This is a genomic window from Vibrio sp. TRT 29B02 (genome assembly GCF_050113655.1).
In the GTDB taxonomy this organism is placed as follows: Bacteria; Pseudomonadota; Gammaproteobacteria; order Enterobacterales; family Vibrionaceae; genus Vibrio.
In genome coordinates this window covers 60,616-82,973 of sequence record NZ_JBNJOJ010000018.1, presented here as the reverse complement: position 1 = coordinate 82,973, position 22,358 = coordinate 60,616, and the positions used below count along the sequence as shown (strand labels likewise).

Genomic DNA, 22,358 nt, shown 5'->3' with positions numbered 1-22,358 from the left:
GCGAGTCACCTCGCTCCTTTTAGTGTTTTAGTAAAGAGTCTTAGATAACTTGAACGACTTAAACAGGCGTTCAGTAAATGGATTGGCATCCGATTCAGCATTGATGCGATAAATCATGTCTCCGCCGTCGACATCAAATCGATAATCAACCGACGTCTTGCCCGCTGACATAACGTTACCCTTTTCCAATAGTCGGAAAAATGCCCAAGGTCCTTTCTCGTTAATACTTCTAGGCGACAAGTTAGACTTGGTTGGCACCAAAGTCACTTTAGACACGGCAGAATCACGCAGGGTATTTGGCCAAATCAGCTCAACACCTTCACGCGGTCCATGGCTGTATGTGAGATACTGACCATCAACATTAAGTACACTGCGGCGTTTATTCCCACTTAACTGAAGAGGCTCGACAGAGAAGTTTACATCTAAGATACCTTTACGGTTAAAGAACGCCTGACGAATTCTTTGTGCTTGTTCAATCTGCGCTAGTACCTCAGGGCGGATCAGCGATTGAGCGTTATCGTAATCATCAACGGCAATGTTCTCTTCAATAAAAATTTTCAGCTGATTAGTGTAAAAGTTATCCAAGGTGCCATTAGGAGCAAAGAAGGATTCGAAATCTTCCAGTGCCACATCTTTTGTGGAAGCAGGATTAAACGGGTAGCGACTCGCAAGCTTGGTATAGTACGGCTTGTAAACATCTTCAGTCCAACGCACTTCTAAATGTCTAATCGCTTCTTGTTTCACCACATACCAGCTTTCATCTGCCAGCTTAGCGATCATGCTATCCAATGGTCTTGGTAAACCAGAAGAGATTCGCTTCAAGGTATAGATAGGATCCGCACTGACTAACTTTACTCGCGCCTTCGTTGCGTCAAGCGCTGCCATACCGACATCTGGTGATTCTTGAATCGATTTCAAATAAGTCTTCAGTTCATCAACCGATTCAAGGACTTCATTGATATACGCAGGTTGCTCTCCAACGGGTTTAAGCATTAAGTTTAACTCAGAAAATGGAGATTGAATGCTTGACGCGACTTTGTATTTAGCACTCTTTAGCAGTTCTTCTGCTGCGTCATTATCTGGGTCTAATCCCGCAATGACCTGAGTGTTGTTCTTTAATGTCCTGAGTAATCGCTGCATTGGCTCGACGTTTCCAGTCAAACTCTCTAGCACCATCACCGCATCATTGATGTCAGCAAAATATTTCATGTTGATATCATTCAATGCTGCACGCCAAGTGTTCACATAATCTGCAACATACAGATTGCGAATCTTTTCACGAAGTACTTGTTTATCTGCTTCACTAAACTGCGCCGTTTGAGATTGGCCTAATACCCAACTATCGATCAGGGCTAACTCCGAGACAGACTCGGATCTCGGCATGAAATAGTTTTCAAAGCCGGCTTTTGTCAGCATTTGTGGAATATACAAACTGCTATTAGCCACACGCTCTTCGAACACAACATCAAAGATTGGACCAACTAAATTACGAATACTGATCGAAGGGCCTAACACGGTTTGCGCGTTCAGCTTCAAATTTCGGTAAACACGCTGATCGTTAGGCATAGTGCTAAGTTCTGCTTGAGCGCTGGCGATGGTGCGATCGTATGGCTTCATCACTCGCTCTGCGAACTCGTCACCTTGCTGCCTTTTTCCAGCGAGATCGGTATGGCGCATCGCATAATCTAAGTGCTCTAACAGTTCACCCTGAACCTGTTTTTGCCCGACAAACGTGCTCTGCCAATATTTACCAAAATAATCGAGCACATAATCTTCGTAGCGACCACTCTTATCTACCAGCATGCGATAAACTCGCAGAACTGCCAGTTTCTCTTCCTCATTCTCAGCCTGTTTAAGCGCAACAACGACATCCGCCATTAGAAGTGGCAAGAAACGGTTTTCGAGCAAGTTAAGGTAGGTATTTTCGACCATTGGCCCAATAGTATGCCCTTGATATAGACCAAGATCAGATAAGTAGCGTGGCTTGTCACGGAAAAAACCGAACTCCAATGTCGCTTGTCGAATCTTGTTTAACGGCTCAAGAATGTCTTTCTGAGAAGCCAGATAAAGATTAGATGGGTATTGAGTTTTGTACTCATTGACCTTAGTGAGTACCGCATCAGACTGGTTAACATTGGTTAGGTAATAGCGATGCCACGTCCCCGCTAAAAGCACCGTTGCCACCATACAAGCGGTAATAGAAAGGCCCATTAAACGACGTTTGTGTTTTGCCACTCGGAAGTTATCCGAAGCCAATCCTGCCTCTGGGTAGATAATGTTGCTAAATAACTTCTGAGTAAAATATACCGTTGAGTTCTTAGCATTTTGAGCTTCGTTCACCGCATGCGATAGACCATAGCGACGAGAGGCGGAATCTCCAAAGGCGTTGCTAGGCACTCCCTGCTGATAAACCGACGTAAAGTAAGCCCCACGAACTAACGCAGAGGTAGAGAACTGATCACTTGAGAGTGCATCTCGGAAAAAGTTTTTGAGAATATCTTGCAGCCCTGACATTTGACGAGTAAAGCTATAGATAGCATCACGCTCGGCTTGTTCCAACGGCTCTGCCACCGCATGGGGGAAGAGTTCGTTGATTCTTGATACAAACTGCCCATAGTCTTTAGAAAACTCTTCTAACCAGTGATCTAAATTATCGACCGATTCTAGAGAGAAGGTGAAACCTAATACTTCATCTCGCTGTGACTTGGAATAATGTCTAAAGAAAGGTTCGAAACCATACAACAAGTCAAGTTTTGTCAGCGTAATGTAGACTGGCAAGCGAGTCGCCAGTGTTTCCATTAATTCGCGAATACGCGCACGCAGCAAGCTTGCATAAGCCTTACGCTCTGACGCAGTAGAGACGGCAAGATTAGAAATATCAAGCGCGAGAACAATACCGTTCAACGGCCTTCTACTGCGCGTTTTTTCCAACCAATTGATGAAATGAAGCCATAAGCGGCGCTGTATTTCAGCAGCTTCCTTGTCTTTACTATTACCCTGAGTAAGTAACTCACCATCAGGGTCAATCAGTACTGACTCGTCACCAATCCACCAGTCAAAATAGTAAGGGTTATCACTTTTCTGCCCCGAGGCTCGCATCACAGAAGAAAGCGCAAAGTTCTGTCCTGAACGGTTGATTAAGCTTGTTTTGCCCGCGTTTTCAACACCCAACACTAGATACCAAGGCAATGAATAGAGATAGTTACGCGTATTGAGACTTTGCTTCATCTCTTTCATTACGTTATTCAGTTCGACTTCCTGACGCTCTTCATATTTCGCTATTGGGTCGAGTTTTCGCTGTTCTTCTCGTTTTTGCTGACTCTTAAAACCTTGCAATTTACGCCACTGCCAAATACCCCACGCTGACAACGAGATCAACACAAACAGTGCACTCGCGATGCTTCGAGCCATCACGGACTCTAAAGGTTTCGTCCCGAGAATTTCCAGCCAAGGACCTGCCCACCAAATGGCAACGTTGAGTAGTATAAATAGAGTAAACAGCAAAATAGGAAGGGCCGCTGCTATGCCCGGCTTAAGTTTCTTAACAAGCCCAATGATACTTTTCCACATGGATAGTCCCTTTGCTTAATCTAACGCTGTATATCGTTCTAGTTGTTCTATTAAAGACGGCTCCCACTCAGTGACGCTCGCCTGGATAATTTCTTGCTTTAAGGTTTGATACTGTTCTTTCGCCATCGCTTCTAACTGGCTATGCCGCAAAAGATCGGCACAAAGCAAACGCCAATAAAAGCGCTCGCGTGGCTCTGTCGCGGCAACAAGGCCATCATTGAGCATCGACATCGCAACGGCGATTCCCCCCTCTTGAGCGAGCTTGAAAGCTTCTTCACGTTGTTCACTCCAACTACCTGAAACATTGCCACCTGAAGCGGCCATGTCACCACTCGCTAACCAATCACGCACCATGTCAGTCACAAATGGCGAACCATCTTTAAACTTGAGTTCAAACACGTTTGGAAAACGTTCGACAAAATACTGAGTTTCTTCACGAATGGCCTGACACCAGCTCTGTTGACCAAGCGACTTTGCGATATCGTGGCTCATGAGCTGACCATCAAACCAATAAGGAGCAATCGTCAAACTTTGTTCAATCTTTCTCCACAGAGCGAGATCAGGTTGATGTAACTGGTCTTGATACTCTTTAATTCGCTCCACTTGCATGCCACGCAGTAACGTTTTTCCGAGATGATCATGATCGGGTAACGTCGTGATAGAACCCCAAAGCGCGTGGCGACGTACTCGTATTGCTAATGCCGCCCCCGACTCTTGATCAGAGAGATATTCCGCGACTTTAAGCAGGGTTTGCTTTGCTGCTTTATCACTGGAATTGTCAACGGATAAAGAATAAGAGGAGGATGCCGCTGTGCTTTGTGACGTCTCTGTCTCTGAGTCTTTTGCTTGTACCGTGCTGTGCTGTGACTTCTCTCGCTCTTGAGCTCGTTTAAGCTGGGTGCTAATCGTTAGCGCGATAGAATCCGCAACATCCGAAGAGAGTTGATTGGCTTGTATTGTTTTCTGCCACCCTTGAACCACCGTTTGCAACTCGTCTCTGTCTTGGCTATCGAGAGTCGTGAAATCAAACTTATCCACAGCCATTGAGAAACGTTGACACATCTGACTGAAAAACTTTCTGCGCGGTAAGTTGCCTCTCTTTCCGGGTGCTGGGAAACAATCATTCCAATAGTGCTCAATGAAGTCGCTCATCACACCAAACGAGGTTATCAAGCGGCTTGGTGTCAATTGGTTATGCAAACACTGAAGTAAATAAACCAGTAACTTAATATCTTTGCTCTTCTCATTAAGCAAAGTAATCGCACTGTGCTCAACCTCTTGCCACTGAACTGTGGCGTGAGAAAGAGAACCGACTTTCATCATTTGGTCTTCAACAAAATCAAACAGTGGCTCATCTAATAGTCTTTCTCCTACCGGTGAATCGCCACTAATTGGTCTAACGATACTGGTTCGATATTGAGTCAATTCCATTGCTACCACCCACACCTTGCTCTAAGTGGTGTTAAAGCTTGGTTCAATCCTGTCGTATCAAACTGCAACCCATCCACCGTCTGCGAGTTAGAACGAAGAACAAGCCTTGTATCCAACGCCATCACCTTCATCATAGATATTGCAGGCAAACCTCTAGCCGAAGAGAACAACACTCCAATATCATCGCTTCTCCAGCTCTGACTCGGACCACCAGCAATAGACACTCGAATTCGTCCATCTTCTATCGCTTCAGGTAGTGCTAACTCAACACGGCTGATCTTATTAATGCAGCTCATCATTAACACCGCCGCCAGTTCACCCTCGGCATGTCGGGATGCTAAGGTTAACCAGACGTCGCCCTCTTGCTCAGTATCACTTTCAATCACGTTCAATGGCGCATCACTATCTAAAGTCTCAAAAGCGATGTGCCAAGCTTGCGGCTTATCATCAGATACAGATTGACGATTCGAAGTGGTCGGCGTCCGAAAAACGTCATCAAAACAGCTCAGGCGCTCTAATCGCTCAGAGATTAAGGTGCATTGTTTACCCCTAATCAGTTCAGAACTAACGGACTCTTGAGCCGCATTCGTTGAGAGAGAAAAAACGGCCAAAGTCGACAATAAAATGAGAGATCTCAAATTGTTCATTCTGCTTTGATCTCCAATTTCTGGCATTTATAAGCCAGTGTTCGTTTAGGAATTCCCAAGCTTTCCGCCGTTTTACCTCGATCACCAGAAAAAAGGATCAAGCGCTCACGAATGATAAATTCTTCAAATTCGTTGACGGCTTGTTTAAGGTCTTTGATCGTCGATAAATCACTCTGTGCGGCAAGATAAGGGTTATCCGTCATACCGCTCGACTGAGTGTTCTGCGGTGAGGTCGCGCGTTGCTCGACCCTGTTCAGTTCGAAATCAAGACACGCAATTCGATTCGCCAAGCTGCCTTCACTCACTTCCAACTCATCACGACACTGTGCACAGCCAAACTCGACCAAAAGCTTCAACTCACGGACATTGCCCGGAAATGAGTACTGTTTAAGGCAATCCAACGCTTTGTAGTGCAGACCCCGAATCTGAGTACCGTGTTGTGAATTGAACTCGGCAACAAAGTGTTGGCTTAATAGTTCAATGTCTTCCAATCGCTCCGACAATTTTGGCAAAGTCAAAGGGTACTGAAACAAGCGGTAATAAAGGTCTTGTCTAAATAGTTTGTTTCGCACTTGAGCAAGCAAATTGACATGTGTTGCAGATACCAAACGAAAATCAGAGCTCAGCTCATTCTTACCGCCGATAGGTCTGAACTTTTTCGTTTCCAGCACTCGTAGCAATTTAGCCTGCAAAGCGAGCGGCATATCACCAATTTCATCTAAAAAGAGCGTTCCACCATTCGCTTGTGCAATCAGACCATCTCTGTCAGATTCAGCGCCAGAGAAGGCACCTTTGCAATAACCAAACAGTTCACTTTCGAGTAAGTTCTCTGGGATAGCGGCACAGTTAATGGCAACTAAAGGTTGCGCACTGCGACTTGAGATTTGGTGAATCGCCTGAGCCACCAACTCTTTACCTGTACCTGTATCGCCTTGAATCATAACGGACAACTGAGAGTCCGCCGCGCTGACTATCTGTTGACGTAGCCTCTGCATCACCGAACTTTTGCCAATCAAAGAGTAAGAAAGTTGCTCGGCGAGATCCCTTCGCTTAGTGTCTCTTTGTATATCACTCAAAGATTCAGCGAGCGTTTGAATATCTCGCTGCTCACGCTCCTTCTCTCCCAATAGCCCCCACTGCTTAGTGAAAATATCGATAAACTTAGCGCCATCATCACTGCTAAAGACATCAGTTACTGCTGTCTTTGCACCTTGCATAAAGAGGATCAATTGCACTTGATTGGAATGGAGAGGCAAAGGGCAAATGAACACACATTCAAACGTGCCAATATTCGATACCAACTCAGTGAAAGCTGTATCTCCCCGCCAAAACAGCAACTCATCTGCCGTCAGCGACATCTGACTCGCGTTTTGGAGTACGTGTGCAAAGGGATTGTTTAAATCATTCACCCCCCAAGACGCTTCCACTAGCGGATCATGCGGCACAAGTTCACGACCATCTGATGTTGGCATTAGAAGCAAGCATTTTGATAGACCGAGTTCAGTACTAAGAATCTGAGTAAACTTTTCTGTCAGCTCAAATTTACTGCGCGTAGCGATCAACTCCGTCACCAGTTCTAGCCAATTCGACATAGCTACTCTACCTCACCAATAAACTCACCATCTTGAGCCGCTAGATAGATTCGTTTCACGGGTTTCTGTTCGGAGAGTTTATTCAGTAGTGCGAGAGAGATAGGCGGAAGCAATTGACCTTCAATGATGGCTTCTAACATACGCGCACCATTTTCAGAGCGTGTTGCTCTCGACAAAATCTCATCAATCAATGAGTCCTCGATCACCACTTCAGCGTCATAACGTTCACTAAACAGGTTTTCTAAACGAACTAACTTACCGCGAACAATTTGCTCCAGCACTTCTGGGGTAAGTGGCATGTAAGGAATCACTTCCATACGTGCAAGTAAGGCAGGTTTAAAGAATGCGGCTAACTCAGGATAGAGGGCATCATCAAGTTGATCTAGCCTCTCAGCATGGTCAACTATCGTTTGGAAGCCCAAATTCGATGTCAGGAAAAATACGATGTTTTGGCAATCAATTAAGCGCCCTTCACCGTCTGCGAGCTCCCCTTTATCAAACGCCTGATAAAAAAGGTTAAGTACTTCAGGGTGCGCTTTTTCAACTTCATCAAGTAACACAACAGAGTATGGCATCTTACGAATGGATTCCGTCAGCACACCACCCTCTCCGTAACCCACATAGCCTGGGGGTGAGCCGATTAAACGCGAGACTGTATGCTTTTCTTGATATTCAGACATGTTAATCGTCGTCAAGAACTGTTTGCCGCCATACAAGCTTTCAGCAAGCTGAACCACTGTCTCGGTTTTACCTACACCACTTGGCCCTACAAGTAAGAAAGCCCCTTTCGGACGCCCCGGTCGGCGTAAATCAGCGCGCGCAGTGAGAAGATGTTTGTGGACGCGTTTGATCGCAACATCCTGACCTTTAATCGCTTGACCAAGTATCGTGGTTAGATGAGTGATCTTATGCAGTTCGTCGCTGTTCATCTGGTCAACCGGAACACCGGTCCAGTCCGCCACGACTTCTGCCACTTGTTGGGCGTCAACTTGGGCATAAATCAAACGGTGATCATGAGGAATGGACTCTAACTCTTCATACTTAACGCGAATTTGCGCTAGAGTTTCGCTGCGTTGCTCATCACTGATAGGGGCTTCGTCATTGACTTGCGTTAGAGAAGCTCTAAGTTCAATGATCGTTTCAACTAATAGCTTTTGCTGTTGCCATTGCTCAGTTAAGCGATTGTGCTCTTGCTCGTTTGCAACCTCTTCTGTCTTAAGTTCATCAAGCCTTTGCTGATTAACCTCTTTGCCTAATAACTGAGCGCGTTCAAGCATATCAATTTCAAGTTGGCGCTGATGGCAAGCGGTTTCGATAAAGGCTAAACGCTTTGGTGGGGCGGTAAGGTTGATGGCAATACGTGCACAAGCAGTATCAAGAACATCAATCGCTTTATCCGGCAGCTGTCTACCAGAGATGTAGCGTGCCGAAAGCTCAGCCGCCGCCTTCAGTGCATCATCGGTGATCAGCACATTATGAGTTTGCTCATAGACGGAATTTAATCCTCGCAGGATATCGACCGCTTGTTCGACGCTAGGTTCATCTAACTTAACGAGTTGGAAGCGACGTGTAAGCGCTGGATCTTTCTCAAAGTACTTTTTGTATTCTTTCCATGTGGTTGCAGCAATCGTTGACAGCTCACCACGAGCGAGAGCTGGCTTGAGCAAATTCGCCGCATCCCCACTTCCTTCTTGGTTACCCGCACCAATGAGGTTATGAGCTTCATCAATAAACAAGATGATCGGTTTTGGCGAGTGCTTAATCGCTTCAATGACGCCTTTTAGACGCTTTTCAAATTCTCCTTTCACAGATGCACCCGCTTGGAGCAATCCTAGGTCTAAAGAGTAGAGTTCGACACCTTGAAGTGGCAACGGAACGGAGCCCGCAACAACACGAAGCGCTAAACCTTCAATCATGGCACTCTTACCAACACCTGCATCACCGACCACAATCGGGTTGTTTTTACGGCGACGGCAAAGAATATCAATCATCAAATTGATTTCACTTTCTCGACATAACACTGGGTCGAGTTCGTTCTGACGCGCTTGTTCTGTCACGTTAGTGCAGTACTTGGTCAGCAGAGATGTATCGGAGTTTTGCGTAGTAAGCGCTTTCGGCTGTTCTGCGACTTGTGTCTCTGAAGAATCAGACAAGATAACATCAAAGTGCTTTTTCAAGTTTTCACGATTGATCACGTCCAACAAACGAACGAGTTTCTGATCCATATAACGATCTGCACGAGTGAGCGCTGCGAGTAAAATCGCGCCAGAGCGCAGTTCTGTTTGATTCAGATCCGTGGTGGAAAGCAACCAAGCTTCTTGAACAAGCTCGACAAGTAACGGAGAAAACGCAGGGTAGCCATCTAAATACTGACCCCGTACAAAACTGCTGGATATCGCCTGTTTAACATCATCTAGGGCTAAGTCAGACTGTTTTAAAATGACTCGAATATCCGAAAGTGGATTGTCTAAAAGAACCTCAAGATAGTGTTCAAACGTAATCTCACTGTGCTGGCGCTCCATACAAACAGTTGCAGCCTGTTCAAGGGCGAGCTTGCTCTGTTGATTTAGTTTCGAGATGAGTGTTGGTAGTTCAATGCGTATCACGGCAATCACCTAGCCTTTAATTATTCTAGTTATAAGATTTGTTTTAATTGTTCGATTACGTCACTGGTTTTGACGTGTAACAGGTAGCTATAGACAAGGAAGGTTCCTCCCCAAAGCAATATGAAACCGGTAAATACCGACCACAATGGGATTTGCTTACTGAGCTTGTATTTGGAACGCACGACGTGCTCTGTCGCACTGGTTAGATGAGAGATGTCCACCTCATGATCTTGATTGATCAACTTGTGTAACTGTGAGATGACTTTTTCCCGTTCCAACTTACCGGACTCAATAACACGGTACTTACCTTCAAAACCTAAAACCAAACACTGGTAGATAAATTCAAGCAAGGGCTTGTATTGTTGAGGCTCAGTTTCAAGTCGCTTAAGAATGGTAAACACTTTCTCTCCACCCCAGGTTTCATTGTGAAAGCGTGACAACATGGAATGTTCAGCCCAGATAGTCGAAGCACCCCACGCCGTCCCCATCACAGCTTCATCGAGGAAAGTGCACAAGATATAGCGATAAGCCATTAACACTGCATGCTCATAACCTTGCTCCGTTAGCTCAATTTCGATGGTCTTAATTTCCTCGATGGTTTGAGCGTAAATCGCTTCAATATTGTTGCATTCAGACAGCTGTCGAACTCGCAGTGATAAACCGAGGAGTGGCGTCGCCGCATCAATCAGAGGGTTAGAGACACTCCCCCTAAGCTGAAACCAATAATCTTGGTCATGGTTGATTTTTTCTACATCGTCGTGGAGTAAGCCGCTGAACTCACCCTGTTTCTTATTGTTATCCATGGATTAACTCCTAATCGCCCAGAACTGGAGATCAAGTTCTTCAAAAGCAGCGGCCACATGGAAAGCGAAACCACTAGAATGCGCTAGCATTCCCCATTCAGTGCTGGTTTTATCAAGTTGGTAATAGGTATAGCCTGCGTGGTAAGGCAGTTGTCGAGGAGCGACGGGCAAGACCACTAAAGGGATGCCCGGCAGTTGAAGTGAAATAAGCTCACGTATTTTCTCAACCGACGACACTTTCGTTTGTTGCGTAAATTGACGACGCAATTCATCCATAGGCATACGAGCTTTAACAGCAATGATAAAGTCAGCCGTATCCATCAATTGCGGATCCTGAATCGCCGCAACCATTAAGCCGTACTTACGTTTGTCTAGTTGAATTGAGACTGCTCTAGGCTCTAGAACAACGCTGAGTGACTGACGCAAATTGCGAATAAGCGGCCAGAACGATTCCGTTGGCATATCGTGGTTGTAACTCTCCGTTTTAGGTGGCAAACGACTTTCGTCGGTAAAGGTCGCCAACTCTCCGGCAATCGTAGACAAGCACTCAAACAGGCGTTCAGGATGGAGGCTTCCCAGCTCAGCGAGGTGTTGGATCTGAGGTTGTAATCGGTTTAACGCTTGTAACAGCATAAAGTCAGAAACGTCCGCCACACCACCTTGAGATGGAGAGCTAATACGTTGCGCAATGTTCTTCGCTCGCTCACGCATTAAACCTGATATTTCATTCACAAAACGGTGCAATACCAAGTTTCCAGCCACATTAACATGACAAGGGAAGAAATCAGGGTCCATCACGACACTGCCATCAGGTCGCTTCTCCAATATGCGCCCCACCGCCATCGATGCATAAGCACTTCTATCCTCTTTCTCCAACATCAGTTGGACACGCATCGGGGAAACGTCAATCGTTGTCATGTCCCCCTGCAAAGTATGGACATCGCGAACCTCAAGCCGACGGCTTTCGTAACGTCCAGTACCTTGAGCATCTGGCCAATTAATTTCCATCAGTGACTCACTGCGAAGAGGAATCGCTAAATAAACCAACTGGTTTGCGAGAGACGCATCATCAATATCCAATGCATCAGGCAAGGTGTCTTCTTGCGGAATACGAAAAACCGTTCCATCAGGCATGATGCCAACTGCTCGCTCGATAGCGATACGACCAAACGATAAATATTCTGGATTGAGCGAAAACTCAGATACACCATACAGATAACGACTTACCGAACTCAAACGCTCATCGATGCAATATTCCGTATAGCGTTGTTGTTGCTGGAAATGCTGTGGTTTGATAAACAAACCTTCATTCCAAATAACACGATTTCGTGAAAACATCTTATCTATTCCACCTTTTCCAACTTAACGTCGTAGTCACTAAGAAGCATCAGTAAGTGATACTCTCTGCCTTTATTAATTACTTTGACGGCCTTCTTCCATTCGCTCAGTTCGATGTCAGAAAATTTCGCCATAATCCCGATGTAGTTCGTCTCTTCATCGAGCTCAATGGCGTTGACGAACTTGAACTGACCGGGTAACAAAACGTAGTCGTAACTTTTAACAAAGTTACTTTTCAGCGCTTTCTCGTAGTCTTCTTCCATCTGGTCGTAACTAGAAGACATAAACATCGAGTCATCCACCAGCTCAAATACTTGGATCTCCACTGGAGAAGCTTGCCCCAAAATACTTGGGTTAACTTCCTCTCGCGCGACAATGCTAAAGGTGACCTTGGTCGGCAACTCAGTCGGATCATAAGGCTGAGGTTCACTGCTACAGCCAATGAGAAACATCGAGAAAGCGCATATCCATAGCAAATATCTCACCTTTAGAACTCCAGCTGTTTCTCACGGATTTTCTTGTCGTACGCCTGCTCAAAAATTTCCCAGAACAGTTTTTCGAAACCTTGTTGGCGATGTGAGGCGAGCTCTCGGTAGTAGTTGCAGTACATGTTCCAAGCCCAAGCATCGTTATTTTGGCCAATATCTTGGTGAGGACGTTTATAGTTTTGGAATCGGCGCAACAGCACTTGTGGTGAAAACGCATTCAGAACTTGCGTTAACGCTTCTCCCGTCGCATGTTGCATCGCTTCGTTGTGGGCTTGAACATTCTTTAAGCTCTCTTCAATCGCTGCAGGAGCCGAAAGGTGCACGGCACTTTTCTCAGAGTCGTACAGAGTCTTAATGGTTTCTTCATATGACAAACCAAGACGTAGTGGGTTATCTTCAATCGGTTGAAGGTTTCTATTTAAGGTACCAAAACGTCCTTCACTCACGTGTTGGTGAAGTTCCAAAATGCCCTGTATACACGCTTGTAATGATTCACCCATCTCTTGGGATAGCATATGCATACGTTCAATGTCATCGGTATGGTTGACGTTCGCACCTAGCCCATTAAGCATTGGACCTGTTAATAGGTGCCCTCCCGTATTGGCAAGGTTTTTAACGGCTGCCGGCTCCGACTGAATACTTTTTGCTACTTCTTCCTCTAGCAAATCTAGTGTTTGCTCATCCATTTGAAAGTCCTCTGAAACGTTGTTAGCTGCTATTTGTTGAGACTCAAGCGGCACCGCTCGGTCTGATTTTAATGTGGGTTGTTCTGTTTTCGCACTTTGACGCTTAGACTGCTTTTTGCCGCCAAACCCAAAGCTAAGAATTCTTTTCAGTGACATCGAAGATGAAATTTCGTTGTCGCTGTCAGCTTGCACGGTGAAGTTAGGATCCCTTAACGTGAGGTCGTTTTCAGGAACCAGTCCTTGCGTGTCAATTTCCGCATTAACGTCCACCAACTCTCCATCAATCAAAGACTCTTCTTTGTTGGGCGAAATCAGCTTATCCAAAGCGGCGATTGGATCTGAGTTTTCAACTTGCTCCTTTTGCTCATCGTAGTCGCCATCGGGCACTTCATCAGAAAGCAGGTCATCGTTCGTCGTTTCGAACATACTTGCTAAAGAACCCGTGGTGTTGTCTTCTTCTAGATCACCTAAGGCAACTCGCACTTGGTAGGGGCCGATTTGAATGTGATCTTTGTGAACCAGTTTCGCCAGCAAATCTTTGCCAATCGGCATTTCTGTACCATTGATATAAGTCTCGCCACATAGATCTTTGAGGCAGAACGCGCCATCGTGCACTACGATTTCACAATGCTGCGGATAAATATGCCCACTAGTGTCTTTAAGCACCCATTTGGAATCCAATGACGAACCTATTACGCCTCCGTTTGCATCCCAATCCATTCGCACAGATAAGCCCGACTCCAACTTCTGAGCATTGATAATCAAAAGGTTTAAATTGAGTTTTTCAGTCGTTTCCATCATTACTGCCTTACCTGAATGAGTACGCTTTTGTCTTTTTCGTTGGTTCCAAGAAAGGAAGTCCAACCAAGCGCTATGTCCGCAGATCCACCTAACACAAAGTCAGGAGCTTCGTTATCGTCCATCGTCAGCTCTAGGTCATAAGCCATCTGCTCACGCAAAATGAGCTCGACCAATTTACACAGAGGTCCGAACTCTTGACCTGAAGGTAAAAAGTCGGAGAATTTTTTTCTCGATAACCGGCTGATACAAATAGTAAATTTACCGTTACAATCGACCACTGATTCCCCAACCATTGATGACACCCCAAGTTGAGAGTTGGCGCTCCCCACGCGAGTTTGCTGCGAGGGGGCAATTCTTACTGTGCGTCGCGTCCACTGCCTAATCTCGACTTCTTCGAGATCAAAGCAGTGTGCAATGATTCCCGACACCACTTGAGGCGAGCGACTACGTCCGGCGAGTGTTCCCGAATAAGCCAACATCTTGCACCAGTTGATTGGTGTGTCCCCTCGGAGGTCAGGCGATCCTAGACCGACCAATGACAGCAATTGCGCTGAGAAGTCATCTTGCGCATCTGGCTGAAAGCGCACAAAGTAGCGATATTTTCTCCAGATTCGATAAACCAAATTGATCAGGCGGTTATTAAAAAAATCCACAAACGGTAGCTTGGCACCACCAGGCTCTTCATTTAATAACTGCTCAACCACGTATCCGGGAAGCGGTGACTGCGCGCCTGACAGCCCAAAGAAATTGGTCATCATGACCATTCTCTCGTCGTTGAATAGATCCAATCGATTCACATCCGACGGAGAGAAGCCTAGGCTTGGGTTGGCACTAAACACTAATTTGCACTGCCGCTCCCAGATATCCTCTTCTGGATTCATCTCATTCAGTTTTTGTAGCAACTCAACAAGCTGATAGAAATTGTATTCGTGGACATCATTTGGCATCGCTACCATTTCAGGCAGCTCTACTCGTTCCACTAAATCAGTGGCTGCATCCCTGCCTGAGTACCCCATGTGTACCTCTCTTGATTAGTGATATTGACCACGTGTAATTCATGGAATGAGTTAATGCTCGCGTACAGGGCAAAGAAATGGCTCAACACTGTCCCAAATAGGAACAAGTCACCTTCTGAACCAAAGCCTGATTGATCCATATGCAGCGTCGATTGAAGACCACGAACCGGTAACCCTCTTAGAATCTTATCTACTGGTTTAGACTCTATCTTGTGAATCGCATCTAATCTCTGTCTCGATACCATCTCTGCCTGCCTATCAACCAAAGCTTTGAAATCGTAGGCTCTAAGTACGCTGCTAAGGGCATCTTTTGACAGCAACGATAAATAATTCAGTGACAAGTTAGAGATGAGTGTCCATAGCAAGCTGCCATCCAAAACGGGGCGTAGTGATTGCGAAGGCACAGAAATATTGGTGAAGGTAGCAAACGGTGGCGAGGTATCCGTCATCATACAGATATCCCCCACACCCAACTCGAGTGGTAGCAGTCTGTTGGTACAGTTGAGCTTAATTGAGACCGCTTCATCAACATCAAACGATGTCGTTTCATCGCTTCGGACAAATGAGATAAAGGATTCAAAACCATCAGCGCGAATACTCTCTTTGACACGTAACCGGTAATAGAGAGCCGTTCGATTTCTTACCCTTTCAACTTCATGCTGAAAGCTTTCAAACGATGAATAAATACGCTCAGTTCCGCGAACTCTTTTTCCTTGAGATGTGGTGTCTTGCCATCCCGAAACACTTTCTATGTTAAATATTTCATAGTGGGATGGCTTACGGCTTGACGGCACCACTCTATACTCCGACTGACGACCAGTCAGCGAGATAGGGTCTGCATCGTGTTTAAACAGATTAATGATGGGTGTGCAATACAGCTGAAAATTCTCTTTTGTGATCCTTACGTCGACAGGAAGCGTTTTGGAGAAATGCAGCTTAAGCGTGAACTGTCCTGTCACATTTTTAGGGATCGCCTTATCGAGACCTGATAGATCAAAGAAATGAAACGCCTCAGAAAAGGATAAGTATTCTTGTAGGATTCGATAGCCTTCATACACATTGGTCGGATACGGCAGCAACGCATCCTCACTATCAAAACCTACAGGTTTGAAATGCTCTTTTGCTAGAGGAAACTCAGTGCCAGCAACATCGATGCTGATTCTATCAAGGTAGTGATTTAACCAAAGGTAAAGCATTTGTGAGCTGTACTGATCTCCACCTAGGTAAAAGCGGAGACTGTCCAGCAACGAATGACCAACGTTAACATCGCCAATAAGTTTTAATTCAATATCAATCGTAGAGGCATCTCTCGTGTGCTGGGCTTTGACATCATGACAGCCCAATGGATAAAGCTTCACTTCTCGACAAGTTTGAAATTGGCATTTCGTGCCAAGTACCGGCTTACTGTCGACTTTGGTCCCTTTAGCGATAACGTGTTGCTCGCTGAGACCCGTCTTTGGAGTAAAAGCCAATATACACATGCTAGGGATCGGCCTTAGATAATTAGGCCACAACATGTTAATCATTGAGTGGGTCAGTTCAGGGAACTCATCTTCCACTTTTTGTCTCAGTCTCGCGGTCAGAAAAGCAAAGCCTTCTAGTAGACGTTCAACGTCCGGATCCATGGTTCTGCCATGGAGAAAACGAGAAAGCTGAGGGTGAATTTCCGTAAACTCTCGCCCTTGCTCCTTTAAAAAAGCCAGTTCCTCTCTGAAGTACTTATCTTGAGTCATAATCCCTAAATCACTCGATATTTTCTGTTTTGGTCGAGCAGCAAACTGAACTGAACGCGATCATGTATTGCTTCACTGTTGATTTCCGCTGTAATTTTGAATTTCAACGACAGGGGACTGTAGCTATCGGTTTCAGGCACAACTTCGACCTTCTGTAGCCTAGGCTCAAAGTTATTCAGACAATCCTGAATAGCGAAGGTGATTTTAAGAGACAAATCAAGCGTATCTAGCGTCGCATCATTAAAGTCGATTAGGCCTAACTCTCGTGAGCTTTGAGCACCACCAACACGTGTGTTTAAAATTCTCGAAACATTCAGCTTGATTGACTTGAGCACATCGCTGGCATCAGGTCCTTGAGTTAAAGAGACGTTATTAGAGTTGGCTTCTAAACGTTCGAAGAAGCCAACACCAAACGTACTTTCTTCCGGTGCAAAGTACGCCATATTTATTACGCCTGATCTAAACGACCAACCAAGGACAGTTCGAAGTTCGCACCCATGTATTTAAAGTGAGGACGGACAGACAGAGAAACCTGGTACCAACCTGGATTACCCTCTACGTCAGCAACTTCAATCTTCGCGGCGCGAAGTGGGCGACGACTGCGTACGTCTGCCGGCGGGTTCTCCTGATCAGCAACGTACTGCTTAAGCCACGTATTTAGCTCACGCTCTAAATCTTGACGCTCTTTCCATGAACCAATTTGCTCACGCTGCAAAACCTTGATGTAGTGGGCTAAACGGTTGACGATCATCATGTAAGGTAACTGCGTACCCAGTTTGTAGTTGGTTTCCGCTTCTTTTCCTTCCTTAGTATTGGGAAAGATTTTTGGCTTCTGAATAGAGTTTGCAGAGAAGAACGCAGCGTTGTCGCTACCTTTGCGCATTGTCAGTGCAATGAAGCCTTCTTCGGCTAACTCAAATTCTTTGCGGTCAGTAATTAATACTTCCGTTGGAATCTTCGCTTGCAACGCACCCATAGACTCAAATAGGTGTACTGGCAAATCTTCAACGGCACCACCACTTTTCGGACCAATAATGTTTGGACACCAACGGTATTTAGCGAAGCTGTCTGTAAGACGTGTTGCAAAGGCGAAAGCCGTATTACCCCACAGATAGTGCTCATGAGATTCTGTAACACTTTCTGTGTAGTTAAATGATTTGATTGGATTTTCTGCTGGGTCATAAGGAACACGCAGAAGAAAACGAGGGGCAGTTAGACCGAGGTAACGTGCATCTTCAGACTCACGTAGTGAGCGCCATTTGGTGTATTTAGGGCTCTCAAAGATCGATTTAACGTCTTTAATGTTTGGAAGCTCTTCAAACGAGTCGATACCAAAGAACTCAGGACCGACACTTGAAATAAATGGAGCATGAGCCATAGCACCAAGTGCACCCATATATTGAAGCAGCTTCATATCCGGTGTAGAAGGCGTAAAAGTAAAGTTACCCAAAATTGCGCCCGTTGGTTCGCCACCAAATTGACCATAGCCTGAAGAATAGACATGCTTGTATAGACCTGATTGTGTCGTTTCTGGTGCAAACTCAAAATCTTCAAGTAACTCTTCTTTGGTCACATGCAGCAGGTCAATCTTGTTGTTTTCACCAAAATCAGTGCGATCAACGAGCAGTTTCAAACCACGCCAAGCAGACTCCATTTGTTGAAACTGGCTGTCGTGCAAGATTTCATCCATCTGCGCGCTAATTTTTTTATCTAACTCAACCAGCATTTGATCAACAAGAGACTTATTGACCGCTTCTTCCGCTTGTTCAGAACCAATTAAGTTTTCGATGAACGCCGCAACGCCTTTTTTGGCAATATCGTAGCCTTCTTCAGTTGGCGCGATCTTAGTCTGCGCCATGATTTCATCCAGTAAGCCGCCTTCAGCCAGCTGGGGTCTTTCAAGTACCGTTTCTGTAGACATCAGGTTTTTCCTAATCCATTAAATGACGAATGTTATTGGTCAGTATTTTGTTCTATTTAGCGTCTTCACTGACAAGGTTTAGCTCTTCGAGAAGCTTGTCACGCGAGTCTTGTGAATGCAGCAACTCTTGTAAGCGGTCTCGGAAAGCTGGAATGTTGCCTAGTGGACCTTTTAACGCAACCAATGCTTCACGAAGTTCGATAAGCTTCTTAAGCTCAGGAACCTGACCAGCAATGGAGTCCGGCGCAAAATCAGCCAATGATTTAAAATTCAATTCAATAGGCAGCTCTGCATTTTCATCTTCAGTAAGCTTGCTTTTCACTGAAGTCGTCAGACGCAACTCACTTTCACGCATCACAGATTCAAAATTGTTCTTATCCACTGAAACGGTACTGCGCTCTTCAACAGGGGTATCTTCGGTGTGGCCCTTAAAGTCCCCAACAACCAATGTTTTGAGTGGAAGTTCAACTTCAGCTTGAGCGTCTCCTGTAGCCGGAATATATTTAATATTAATCCGCTCTTTAGGAGCTACGCTTCCTTCCTTAGACATAATCAAAGTTCTCCGATATTAAATTTAAAAGGAATGGCATTTATATTGACAATAAAGTAATCAGCCGATTGCTCGCAAAGAACACAGGCTGAATAATTCTACTATCAGATAATAATTACAGATTTATAAACATCTAATTTAACAGTTCACTAATTTAGTGATCGCTATCTTTTATATTAAGATCACAATCCATCAAACAACTATCGCACACTAAATTACCGAACACCGTCTGCGATAAATGATTTATTAATAAGTATTCCAAAGATAGTCATAGTGGTAAAAATAGTTTATTTCAGACAGTTCGTTTTTAAATGCTTCGGAGTGAGGAATCTGAACGTCTGTGATTCGATCTAAGGTTTCTTGATAATTAGCCTCAACCTGCCGATATATACTACTAAATCTGTCTTGTCCGGCATTTTCTAAATAGAGTTCATAGTATGCCTTTGCCTTTACCAAATCGTTCGTGACAAAGCTGTACCGGAGACTGTTGCCACTATAGATATTGCCTAACGTAACCAAAGAGGTAATGTCTCCCCGCGTCAGACCAGCCTCTCTCCACTCAAGAGCTTCCTGAAACTTGCCATTCGACTCCAAGATAGCGACATACCGCTTGATCGCAGGAATATACCCCGCAGTCGCTGCGTTTAAGTATAGGCTGCGCGACTTTTCGAATCGTTCACTTGCGAAGAAGTAATCACCTTCTCCATTCTCCAGCCTTTGCGCACTGGTCATGTAAGCGTTAGGTATTTCGAACGCCATAGCCTTATCTAAGTAATACTCAGATAGGTCGATGTCTGAAGCGTGAAAATAGTCTGATAAATATAAATAGGCGAGACCCGGTGACTTAGCCCCCATCTCAATCAGGCTGTTATAGTACTGAGTCTTATATTTATCGCGCTTTGCAGCGCTTAACCAGTCCCCATAACGATACAGGTACTTAAGAGCGGGTTTGCTCCCAGCTTGCGCAGCTTTTATCAAGTAATCTCTTGCATAGCCCGTAGCTCTTACACTGTCTTGGAAACCCATCATCTCCATCGCGTACGCATAGGCGCCATCAGGATGATCATTATCTGCTGAATACTTGAGATAAGCTCTCGCTTCTGTGTTGCGAAACTGCGCTCGAAGCAGCTTGCCATACTCATAAGCCTCTGCCGCCGACATTTTCTCGACATCATAATTTTCAATAGCCAACGCACTGAAACTATACGTAACAGTGGCTAGAATAATGGACAGCAGTTTGGTGAACTTGGGCACGACTACCACCCTGTGACTCGACATCATAACCGATCAGTTTCCCTACTCTCGCCGCAGGTTATTATAATATTTTACCGTACCAGAACCTGCTATTTAAGGCATGAGTTACATTCCGTCACCCTCGGTTTATAAAGGCCGGAAATAACTCTATTTAATCATCATATTTCAAAAAATTAATTAAGAATACACTTGCTCAATATAAGGGAATATCTGGACATCAAATATCAAAATAAATACCGAATTAATCATTCGCTAATTCTAGGCAAATGACAGCCCGTAGATCAAGCAATTTCTTGCTCACCACTTAATCAACAATTAGCTCATTAACAATAAATTGGCTAATAAAATAGCATTCCTTTATTTATACGGTTTATAGTTCCAAATAAATGGCATCATAAATACAATATGTATTATTAATATCACTATTATTAAAATCTTTTATACTTGATGTATTGGTTCAAACTTAATTTGCATTATGGTGACTCTAATTCCATAAAAACCAGATGATAAATTACAAAAAGATAAATAGCTGTGAACCACGAAAATCCACTCAGATCGGCATATTTCCTAGAGTATTTATTCCATTTTCATCATCCAATTCACTAAAAAAAATTTTCCTATGCGATAGATTTTGCTTATCAGGTAGAGACTGTATTCAAAGACATTAGTGATAAAAGTCACATTTTTTGCTAACATGCTGCTAAATTACGTTAAGGATAATCAGTTATGGAATGTCGCTTAGGTTGTGGAGCATGTTGTATCGCTCCGAGTATTTCGTCGCCAATACCAGGTATGCCAAATGGTAAGCCCGCAGGGGTTCGCTGTATTCAACTCAATGACGACAATCTATGTCGGTTATTTGGTCAGAAAGAACGTCCTAAGGTTTGTCACGACTTTAAGCCTTGCCCGGTCGTTTGTGGTTCGACGAACGCCGAAGCGATAAGCAATATTACTGAACTCGAAGCATTAACATAGATCGAGTCTCTAGAATATCGATTTAAAATCGTCAACCGTACCTTCTCGCTAGTCCAAATAGTGAGTATTTATCTCACTTTCCTACAAATTTTCGTTTCAGTTTTTAGAATCATAAAACTATTCCTTTCGTTCGCTGTTTGGCTCACACAATCATGACATTTGTTGCCTATGTTCTACATGTGTTTCCAATCAAACTTTAGGAATAACCTAATGAATAAATACTTTGCAGAATCTTTTGGCACTTTTTGGCTAGTGCTTGGCGGCTGTGGCAGCGCAGTGTTGGCAGCAGGCTTCCCTGATGTTGGCATCGGACTACTTGGCGTATCTCTTGCGTTTGGTTTAACTGTATTAACCATGGCATTCGCTATCGGCCATATTTCTGGCTGTCACTTAAATCCAGCGGTAACTATCGGCTTGTGGGCAGGTGGTCGATTTGAAGGTCGAGACGTTCTTCCATACATCGTGGCTCAAGTGATTGGCGGACTTATCGCAGCAACGGTTCTTTACTTTATTGCGACAGGACAGTCTGGTTTTGACGTCGCGGCGTCAGGTTTTGCGGCCAATGGCTACGGCGAACATTCTCCAGGTCAATACTCATTGACAGCTGCACTGCTCACCGAAGTCGTGATGACGATGATGTTCCTCATTATCATCATGGGTGCGACAGACAAACGTGCTCCTCAAGGTTTTGCTCCGATTGCGATCGGATTGGGTTTGACACTGATTCATTTGATCAGCATCCCTGTTACTAACACGTCAGTAAACCCTGCTCGTAGTACAGCTGTTGCTGTTTTCGTCGGTGACTGGGCTACCGCTCAGCTGTGGTTGTTCTGGTTAGCACCTATCGTCGGTGCCGCTCTTGGCGCTTTCGCCTACCGTTCGTTTGCAGGTTCTCAAGAGTAACAGACGTTATAAAAAAGCCGCGATAGATATCGCGGCTTTGCTTT

The 22,358-nt window shown here is 44.8% G+C and carries 17 protein-coding genes; 2 read left to right on the top strand and 15 right to left on the bottom strand.

Features of this window, described 5'->3' with window-relative positions; genetic code table 11:
• Window positions 1-27: 27 nt before the first annotated feature.
• From tssM to ACQEXT_RS12540, 15 genes are all read right to left on the bottom strand, one after another.
• Window positions 28-3,525 (bottom strand): type VI secretion system membrane subunit TssM, encoded by a 3,498-nt coding sequence (tssM, locus tag ACQEXT_RS12610; RefSeq protein WP_426952339.1) that lies wholly within the window; start codon window positions 3,523-3,525, stop codon window positions 28-30.
• A 60-nt stretch (window positions 3,526-3,585) separates the two neighbouring features.
• The gene (gene tssA, locus ACQEXT_RS12605; protein ID WP_426952319.1) at window positions 3,586-5,001 is read right to left on the bottom strand and encodes a type VI secretion system protein TssA; all 1,416 of its coding nucleotides are present in this window, start codon (window positions 4,999-5,001) and stop codon (window positions 3,586-3,588) included.
• Between the two features lie 2 nt (window positions 5,002-5,003).
• A complete protein-coding gene (gene vasI, locus ACQEXT_RS12600) occupies window positions 5,004-5,648 on the bottom strand; it encodes a type VI secretion system-associated protein VasI (RefSeq protein WP_426952317.1) in 645 nt (214 codons plus the stop codon).
• Window positions 5,645-7,240: a sigma-54 interaction domain-containing protein gene (locus tag ACQEXT_RS12595; protein WP_426952315.1), complete on the bottom strand. Its 1,596-nt coding sequence runs from the start codon at window positions 7,238-7,240 to the stop codon at window positions 5,645-5,647. The genes vasI and ACQEXT_RS12595 overlap by 4 nt, the downstream gene beginning before the upstream one ends.
• Window positions 7,241-7,242: 2 nt before the next feature.
• Complete coding sequence (gene tssH, locus ACQEXT_RS12590; protein WP_426952337.1) at window positions 7,243-9,762, bottom strand: type VI secretion system ATPase TssH; 2,520 nt, start codon at window positions 9,760-9,762, stop codon at window positions 7,243-7,245.
• 113 nt (window positions 9,763-9,875) lie between these two features.
• Window positions 9,876-10,649 carry a type IVB secretion system protein IcmH/DotU gene (gene icmH / locus ACQEXT_RS12585; protein WP_138971023.1) on the bottom strand — a complete coding sequence of 258 codons (774 nt, stop codon included), beginning with the start codon at window positions 10,647-10,649 and terminating at the stop codon, window positions 9,876-9,878.
• 3 nt (window positions 10,650-10,652) lie between these two features.
• A complete protein-coding gene (gene tssK, locus ACQEXT_RS12580; RefSeq protein WP_138971022.1) occupies window positions 10,653-11,987 on the bottom strand; it encodes a type VI secretion system baseplate subunit TssK in 1,335 nt (444 codons plus the stop codon).
• A gap of 5 nt (window positions 11,988-11,992) precedes the next feature.
• On the bottom strand, window positions 11,993-12,472 hold the full coding sequence (tssJ, locus tag ACQEXT_RS12575; RefSeq protein WP_426952312.1) for a type VI secretion system lipoprotein TssJ: 480 nt from the start codon (window positions 12,470-12,472) through the stop codon (window positions 11,993-11,995).
• A gap of 2 nt (window positions 12,473-12,474) precedes the next feature.
• Window positions 12,475-13,959: a type VI secretion system-associated FHA domain protein TagH gene (gene tagH, locus ACQEXT_RS12570; RefSeq protein WP_426952335.1), complete on the bottom strand. Its 1,485-nt coding sequence runs from the start codon at window positions 13,957-13,959 to the stop codon at window positions 12,475-12,477.
• A gap of 2 nt (window positions 13,960-13,961) precedes the next feature.
• Entirely contained in the window at window positions 13,962-14,978 is a 1,017-nt protein-coding gene (tssG, locus tag ACQEXT_RS12565) for a type VI secretion system baseplate subunit TssG (RefSeq protein ID WP_426952310.1), read from the bottom strand.
• Window positions 14,942-16,711: a type VI secretion system baseplate subunit TssF gene (tssF, locus tag ACQEXT_RS12560; protein WP_426952308.1), complete on the bottom strand. Its 1,770-nt coding sequence runs from the start codon at window positions 16,709-16,711 to the stop codon at window positions 14,942-14,944. The genes tssG and tssF overlap by 37 nt, the downstream gene beginning before the upstream one ends.
• Before the next feature lie 5 nt (window positions 16,712-16,716).
• Window positions 16,717-17,154, bottom strand: coding sequence for a type VI secretion system baseplate subunit TssE (gene tssE / locus ACQEXT_RS12555; RefSeq protein WP_426952306.1), 438 nt, complete (start codon window positions 17,152-17,154; stop codon window positions 16,717-16,719).
• Between the two features lie 5 nt (window positions 17,155-17,159).
• Complete coding sequence (gene tssC / locus ACQEXT_RS12550; RefSeq protein WP_171052132.1) at window positions 17,160-18,635, bottom strand: type VI secretion system contractile sheath large subunit; 1,476 nt, start codon at window positions 18,633-18,635, stop codon at window positions 17,160-17,162.
• 49 nt (window positions 18,636-18,684) lie between these two features.
• Window positions 18,685-19,182, bottom strand: coding sequence for a type VI secretion system contractile sheath small subunit (gene tssB, locus ACQEXT_RS12545; RefSeq protein ID WP_138971014.1), 498 nt, complete (start codon window positions 19,180-19,182; stop codon window positions 18,685-18,687).
• A gap of 246 nt (window positions 19,183-19,428) precedes the next feature.
• Window positions 19,429-20,436 carry a sel1 repeat family protein gene (locus tag ACQEXT_RS12540; RefSeq protein WP_426952304.1) on the bottom strand — a complete coding sequence of 336 codons (1,008 nt, stop codon included), beginning with the start codon at window positions 20,434-20,436 and terminating at the stop codon, window positions 19,429-19,431.
• 726 nt (window positions 20,437-21,162) lie between these two features.
• On the opposite strand from ACQEXT_RS12540, the gene ACQEXT_RS12535 reads away from it, so the two are divergent.
• Together ACQEXT_RS12535 and aqpZ are read left to right on the top strand one after the other, a co-directional pair.
• On the top strand, window positions 21,163-21,411 hold the full coding sequence (locus ACQEXT_RS12535) for a YkgJ family cysteine cluster protein (protein WP_426952302.1): 249 nt from the start codon (window positions 21,163-21,165) through the stop codon (window positions 21,409-21,411).
• Between the two features lie 210 nt (window positions 21,412-21,621).
• A complete protein-coding gene (gene aqpZ / locus ACQEXT_RS12530) occupies window positions 21,622-22,314 on the top strand; it encodes an aquaporin Z (RefSeq protein ID WP_426952300.1) in 693 nt (230 codons plus the stop codon).
• Window positions 22,315-22,358: the final 44 nt, after the last annotated feature.

Bases quoted from the DNA above. Each gene is read 5' to 3' on its own strand.
- tssG (WP_426952310.1), bottom strand. From the start codon at position 14,978: ATGGGGTACTCAGGCAGGGATGCAGCCACTGATTTAGTGGAACGAGTA.
- tssE (WP_426952306.1), bottom strand. From the start codon at position 17,154: ATGGCGTACTTTGCACCGGAAGAAAGTACGTTTGGTGTTGGCTTCTTC.
- tagH (WP_426952335.1), bottom strand. From the start codon at position 13,959: ATGGAAACGACTGAAAAACTCAATTTAAACCTTTTGATTATCAATGCT.
- ACQEXT_RS12595 (WP_426952315.1), bottom strand. From the start codon at position 7,240: ATGTCGAATTGGCTAGAACTGGTGACGGAGTTGATCGCTACGCGCAGT.
- tssH (WP_426952337.1), bottom strand. From the start codon at position 9,762: ATGGAGCGCCAGCACAGTGAGATTACGTTTGAACACTATCTTGAGGTT.
- icmH (WP_138971023.1), bottom strand. From the start codon at position 10,649: ATGGATAACAATAAGAAACAGGGTGAGTTCAGCGGCTTACTCCACGAC.
- ACQEXT_RS12535 (WP_426952302.1), top strand. From the start codon at position 21,163: ATGGAATGTCGCTTAGGTTGTGGAGCATGTTGTATCGCTCCGAGTATT.
- aqpZ (WP_426952300.1), top strand. From the start codon at position 21,622: ATGAATAAATACTTTGCAGAATCTTTTGGCACTTTTTGGCTAGTGCTT.
- tssF (WP_426952308.1), bottom strand. From the start codon at position 16,711: ATGACTCAAGATAAGTACTTCAGAGAGGAACTGGCTTTTTTAAAGGAG.
- tssK (WP_138971022.1), bottom strand. From the start codon at position 11,987: ATGTTTTCACGAAATCGTGTTATTTGGAATGAAGGTTTGTTTATCAAA.
- tssB (WP_138971014.1), bottom strand. From the start codon at position 19,182: ATGTCTAAGGAAGGAAGCGTAGCTCCTAAAGAGCGGATTAATATTAAA.
- vasI (WP_426952317.1), bottom strand. From the start codon at position 5,648: ATGAACAATTTGAGATCTCTCATTTTATTGTCGACTTTGGCCGTTTTT.
- tssA (WP_426952319.1), bottom strand. From the start codon at position 5,001: ATGGAATTGACTCAATATCGAACCAGTATCGTTAGACCAATTAGTGGC.